Here is a 6,204-nt window from a genome sequence, read left to right as displayed (position 1 = left end):
GGGCGATGACCATCGGATAGGGCACGCCCAGGACCCACATGCCGATAAAGGTCAGGACGGCAATGATGCAGCTCATGAGGATCTGGCCGCGGATGTAACGGCTCAGGACGTGCTGGATTTCCAGAAAGAGGGACGCCAAGTGGTCGCGGTAGCCTGCCGGAAAGATGCCGACAAAGGTCCGGACCATGCGGCTGCCGTCTTTCATGAAGTAGAAGGTAATGATGGGTACGACGAAGAATTCGACGACCGTGCCGGCAATGACGAAGACCGACTGCAGGAGATTGGTAATGCCGTCGATACCGTAATTGCTGACCTTAGCGAAGGCATCGTTGATGATCCGCTTGACCTGGTCCGGAATGTAAAGCTGGGTCTGTTCATTTTCAAGCTGCATGACCAAATCTGCCGTCCGATTGACTAAGTTGCTGAAGTTGGCAGCCAACAAATTCGTCTGGACCACTAAAGGCTTGACGATGATGTTGGTAATGACCGTCACCAGGAAAATAAAGACCACAAAGGAGATAAGGATGGCAATGCTCACCGGCATCTTGCGCCCTGTAAGGCGCAGGAACACTTTGATGATGCCATCGCGTATGGGCATAAGGATAAAGGTCAGAATGAGAGACACGATGGCCGGCCAGTAGATGGCATGGACCGTTAAAAACAGGGCCAATGCCAGGACAGCCAGGGTAACCCGCATCCAAAATTCTGCTTCCTTATAGGTAATCATGGCTTACCAGCCTCCATCCAAGAAGGGATTGCCCATCCGTTCGTCGCCGATCGTCGTCGCCGGGCCGTGGCCGGGCAGGACGACCGTATCGTCAGGAAGGGTCAAGAGTTTCTTTTCGATGCTGTCCAATAAGATATCGGACGAGCCGCCGTATAAATCGGTCCGGCCGACGGAATAGCGGAACAAAGTATCGCCGGAAAAGACGACGCCTTCTCCATAGAGGCTGAGTCCGCCCGGCGTATGGCCCGGTGTTTCCAGGACCTTGAAGCGCAGCGTTCCCAGGCTGATGACGTCGCCGTCTTTGGCTAAGTGATCGGCCGACGTGCATTCAATGGGCTGTCCCATGAACATGGACAGGTTGTGATGCGAATTAGAGATGAGCCCGGCATCGCCGGCACCGACGTAGACCGGTACGTTCTTGCGTTGGCGAAGCTCCTGTAAGGCTCCGATGTGGTCGGCATGACCATGGGTCAGGAAGATGAATTTCAGATTCAGCTCATAGCGGGACAGGGCCCGGTCGATGGCGTTGTAATCCCAGGCCGGATCGACGACCATCGCTTCTTTCGTGTCGCTGTCATAGACGACGTAGCAGTTGGTCATGATCGGTCCGAGTTCCATGCTGATATATTGCATACTCATGTCGATTCCTCCTTAAAAATTTTTCTGGCTGTCCAATAAAATGGTAACCGGCCCGTCGTTATCGAGGGATACGACCATATGGGTCCGAAAGCGCCCCGTCGCTGCCTCTACGCCAAAGGCGCGGACAGCTTCGACGAATCGGGTGTATAAGGCTTCGGCTTGTTCTGGTTTAGCAGCTTCTGTATAACTCGGGCGGCGGCCGTGGCGGGCATCTCCATAGAGGGTAAACTGAGAGATGACCAGCATGTCACCGCCTTTATCGAGAAGGGAGTCGTTCAGTTTCCCCGCTTCATCTTCAAAGATCCGCAGGTGAACGATCTTATCGGCCAGGTACAGGGCGTCCTTTTCAGTATCTTCGACGGAAACGCCGAGGAGGACCGTAAGGCCTTCGGCCGCTTTTCCGACGAGGACGCCGTCTGAGGTGACCGATGATGTCAGCGTCTTTTGTACGACGGCTCTCATTGCATGCTTCCTCCTGTATAACGTTCTACGGCATAGACATCCTTCAAGCGGCGGATCTTGGTCGTAATGAATTCAAACTGAGCCAAGTCCTTGATGCTGATGCCCATGTGGATGACGACGTTTTTCGTATCGCTGGTCTTGGCATTGATGCTTAAGATGGAAATTTTCATTTCTGCCAAGGCGGCCATGATTTCGGCCATGATGCCCGTGCGGTCGTAGGCGACGATTTCCATGTTGACTTCAAAGCGTTCATCGCCTTCGTAATCCCACTCGACATCGATCAAGCGATCGACGTCACTCTGGCCGTGGGTAACATTGGGACAATCGGCCCGGTGGACCGACACGCCGCGGCCGCGGGTGATGAATCCGATGATGGGATCGCCCGGCACGGGGCTGCAGCATTTGGCAAGGCGCACGAGAAGACCCGGCTCCCCTTTTACCAAGATGCCCGTGCCGCTGTGTTTGACCGGCTTGCGGGGTTTCAGTTTTTCCAGCATGACCAGGCTGGTGTTCTGTTCTTCCTGCTTCTGCAAATCTTTCTTCTGCAGCTCCAGGAGCTTGATGAGGACCGTATTGACGGCAAAACCGCCGTAACCGACGGCCGCTGCCAAATCGTCTTCCGAGCCGGCGTTCATCTGCTTGGCTACCCGGCCCAGCCGTCCGCCGACGTTTAAGGTCTTCCAGTCGTGATTGAGGCGTTTGCATTCTCGCTCTAAGGCTTCGAGACCTTTTTCGATATTTTCCTCACGGTTTTCTTTCTTGAACCAGTTGCGGATCTTCGAACGGCTTTCAGAACTGCCGACGATATTGAGCCAGTCGAGGCTCGGTTTCCCCGTCTTGGACGTAATGATTTCAACGATATCGCCGTTTTTCAGACGGTAATCGAGGGGCACGATCTTGCCGTTGATCTTAGCGCCGACGCAGCGGTGGCCGACGTCGGTATGGATGCGGTAAGCAAAGTCGATGGGAATGGCCCCCTGGGGCAGGTCGATGACGTCACCTCGCGGAGAAAAGACGAAGACTTCGTCCGAAAAGGCATCGAGCTTTAAGGCGTTGACGAATTCCTGGGGGTTGCTCGTATCCTGCCATTCCAGGAGGTTGCGCAGCCAACCCATCTTTTCATCGAAGGCGTCCTTATTCGCCGTCTGGTTGCCTTCTTTATAGCGCCAATGGGCGGCGACGCCGTATTCGGCGATGTGGTGCATTTCCCAGGTGCGGATCTGGATTTCAACGGGCTGTCCCCGGGTCCCGATAACCGTCGTGTGCAGGGACTGGTAGTTATTGGGCTTAGGCATGGCGATGTAGTCTTTGAAGCGGTACGGCAAGGGTTTCCACAAACTGTGGACGATACCTAAGACGCCGTAGCAGTCCTTGACGTCGTCGACGATGACCCGGATGGCGAAGAGATCATAGACCTGGCTCAAGTCGCGGTTATCTTTTTTCATTTTCTTATAAATGCTGTAAAAATGCTTGGGCCGGCCGTTGATTTCGCAGTGGATGTGGGCGTCGTCGAGGGCTTTTCGCAGGACGTCGATGGCTTCGTTGACGATTTCTTCGCGGACGTGCCGCTTCTGTTTCATCTGATCGACGAGGTCGTAGTATTTATCCGGTTCAAGGTAGCGGAAGGACAGGTCTTCGAGCTCCCATTTGATGTTAAAAATACCCAGGCGATGCGCTAAGGGCGCGAAGATTTCCAGGGTTTCCTGGGCGATCCGCTTCTGCTTGTCGCTGCGCATATAGCGCAGGGTCCGCATATTGTGCAGGCGGTCGGCAAGCTTTATGACGACGACGCGGACGTCTTTGGCCATAGCCAAAAACATTTTGCGCATGCTGTTGAGCTGCTGATCTTCCTTCGTTCGGTAATTGAGACGGCTTAACTTGGTGACGCCGTCGACGAGGAAGGCGACTTCCCGGCCGAACTCCTGGCGCAGGTCTTCAAGGGTACAGGCTGTGTCTTCTACGACGTCATGGAGCAAGGCTGCCGTAATCGTCGTCGTATCTATTTTCATGTCGGCCAAAATTTGGGCCACCGCCAGGGGGTGCAGGATATAAGGTTCCCCACTGACGCGATGCTGTTCCTTATGGGCTTCTTCTGCCGCATGATATGCTTTCGTTACATCTTCGCAGTCTGCCTGTGGCAGGTACGAGTGTATCGTATCGATGAGGTGCCTGAATTCGGCATCTTGAATTCTTTCTCCCATAAAAAACCTCCTTACTCCCTGCAATACAATTCATACGTCGGGGACATATGAAGATTCATTTTCCCTGCAAGGATAGGAAAATAATAGACCGGGCCGTCGTCATCTTGGCGCACTTTGAGGACGCCGATTTCCCGAAGGACGACGATGGCCGCGTAAATGGTATGGACGTCGTAGCGGTCGGCCTGAGAGGCTGCCATGCGGCGCCGGACCTGCCAAACGGGCATACCCCATTCGGGCAGGAGTTTCTTCAGGGCCATGTAGATATCGACCATGACCGTCCGGTTGAGGGTGACCTCCTTATTCAAGACGTGGACGTCCTGAACGACCAGCTGAGGCGACGACGTTCCGTTAAAATCATTGCGTTCGAGCTGGAAGGCGACGTCGATGATATCGCCTTCGACGATGGCATCGCACAGGTCCGGCCGGGACCAGGCAACGCCGCTCAGACGAATCTTATGAGGACCGCAGACAACGATGCGAACGTGCTGCTTATCCCGTCCGATGGGCCGGATTTCTTCGACGGTCAGATTCCGCAGGGAAAAGACGGGCCGGCTGTTTCCCATGCCGTAAGGCTCTAGTGAAGACAACTCGGCAATCATGTCCAGCGAGACGTCCGGTGTTTCCAGCTCTTTATCTAAATGGACCAAGGGAATGTAGTCGTCGGCCGTCATGTGCTCCTTGGCATAGTCCAAAAGCCTTTCGCGCAGGCCTTCGATGTTTTCGGCCTTGATGGAAAAGCCGGCTGCCATCGTATGGCCGCCAAATTGGATGAGCAGGTCTTTCGCCGACTGCAGGGCTTCGTACATATTGAAGCCGCTGATACTCCGGCACGAGCCCTTGCCGATGCCGTCGCTGATGGTAATGACCAAGGCCGGGCGGTAGTATTTTTCGACGAGGCGCGATGCGGCAATGCCGATGACGCCGACGTGCCAGCCTTCATGACTGGCAATGAGGACGCCGTCCCTTCCCTGCTGCCGGCTTTCGATCTGGGCGATGGCCTCTTTGGCAATGGTGTGCTCAATGTCCTGACGCTCGGCGTTGAGTTCACTGAGCTCCGCGGCCGCAGCTGCCGCTTTTTCGTCGTCCGTCTCTAAGAGCAGTTCGACGCCCTTTGTCGCATGGCTGATGCGGCCGGCAGCGTTCAATCTCGGCGCTGCCGTAAAGGCGATGCGGCCGGCTGTGATTTCTTTATCGACAAGCCCCGAAGCCCGGAGCAAGGCGTACAATCCCGTGCGCTGCCCCTTTTTCATCAATTCCAGCCCTTGGCGGACAATGATGCGGTTTTCTCCGATTAAAGGCACCAGGTCGGCAATGGTTCCCAAGGCCGAAAGATCCGAATAGCCTGCCAGATCTTCGTTACAGCAGCGCTGCCAAAGGGCCCGGCAAAGGACGTAGGCCACACCGGCACCGGCCAGCTCCTTAAAGGGATAGGGACAGCCGGGTTTCTTGGGATTGAGGACGGCCAAGGCCGGCGGTATCTGTTCCGGCGGCTCGTGATGATCGGTAATGATGATATCAAGATGAGGTGAAAACTCACGAACCAGCTCATACGATGAAATACCGCAGTCGACGGTAATGAGAACATCGGCTTCATGCTCTAAGTGCTGCAGGGCCTCTTCGTTCAGGCCATAGCCTTCACTCTGCCGCTCAGGGATATAGAACTGCGGCGACGCCCCCAGATCCCGAAGAACTGAATAAACAAGTGACGTCGACGTAATCCCGTCGACGTCATAGTCACCATAGATGACGATGCGCTCTTTATCTTCTACGGCCTGCTTCAGCCGACGGACGGCTGTTTCCATCCCGTCCATCAAGAACGGATCGGCCATGTCGTTCAATGTGTCCTGGAGAAAGTGACGCCCTTCTTCGACATCGGCAATGCCGCGATTAGCCAGTATTTGGGCCAAAATCGGCGATATATGCAGTTGTTCGGTTAAGGCGGACGTAAGGCCCTCTTCGAAGGGGGCAAACTGCCATCGTTTCTCCATTTGCATCACAACTCATTCTCAGGAATAATCACTATCAATAAATCAATTATTATTTTATCACTTTCTATTCTCAAAATAAAGACTAAATTAATATGCACTTAGCAAGATTCTCATCTTAGAAATGGATTTTACCATTTCTTTACAGTCTCCACTTCGCCTCCCTTTTCGAGGATAGCGAAAAAGGACT

The 6,204-nt window shown here is 54.3% G+C and carries 5 protein-coding genes; all 5 read right to left on the bottom strand.

What is annotated here, in order from left to right; all coding sequences use genetic code 11:
• A partial coding sequence (locus tag TX77_RS04415) for an AI-2E family transporter (protein ID WP_071822312.1) occupies positions 1-727 on the bottom strand: 727 nt, incomplete at its 3' end.
• A gap of 3 nt (positions 728-730) precedes the next feature.
• Positions 731-1,366, bottom strand: a complete 636-nt coding sequence (locus tag TX77_RS04410) for an MBL fold metallo-hydrolase (protein WP_044503617.1) — start codon at positions 1,364-1,366, stop codon at positions 731-733.
• A 12-nt stretch (positions 1,367-1,378) separates the two neighbouring features.
• Complete coding sequence (gene dtd, locus TX77_RS04405; protein ID WP_044503616.1) at positions 1,379-1,828, bottom strand: D-aminoacyl-tRNA deacylase; 450 nt, start codon at positions 1,826-1,828, stop codon at positions 1,379-1,381.
• Positions 1,825-4,029: a RelA/SpoT family protein gene (locus TX77_RS04400; RefSeq protein WP_044503615.1), complete on the bottom strand. Its 2,205-nt coding sequence runs from the start codon at positions 4,027-4,029 to the stop codon at positions 1,825-1,827. Before TX77_RS04400 ends, dtd begins: the two co-directional genes overlap by 4 nt.
• 11 nt (positions 4,030-4,040) lie before the next feature.
• Entirely contained in the window at positions 4,041-6,017 is a 1,977-nt protein-coding gene (gene recJ, locus TX77_RS04395; protein WP_044503614.1) for a single-stranded-DNA-specific exonuclease RecJ, read from the bottom strand.
• Positions 6,018-6,204 lie beyond the last annotated feature (187 nt).

The sequence above is a fragment of the Megasphaera massiliensis genome, from assembly GCF_000455225.1.
Lineage (GTDB): Bacteria > Bacillota > Negativicutes > Veillonellales > Megasphaeraceae > Megasphaera > Megasphaera massiliensis.
The sequence above is the reverse complement of the archived record's forward strand: the minus strand, read 5'-3'. Positions and strand labels throughout refer to the sequence as shown.

Bases quoted from the DNA above. Each gene is read 5' to 3' on its own strand.
- TX77_RS04410 (WP_044503617.1), bottom strand. From the start codon at position 1,366: ATGAGTATGCAATATATCAGCATGGAACTCGGACCGATCATGACCAAC.
- dtd (WP_044503616.1), bottom strand. From the start codon at position 1,828: ATGAGAGCCGTCGTACAAAAGACGCTGACATCATCGGTCACCTCAGAC.
- TX77_RS04400 (WP_044503615.1), bottom strand. From the start codon at position 4,029: ATGGGAGAAAGAATTCAAGATGCCGAATTCAGGCACCTCATCGATACG.
- recJ (WP_044503614.1), bottom strand. From the start codon at position 6,017: ATGGAGAAACGATGGCAGTTTGCCCCCTTCGAAGAGGGCCTTACGTCC.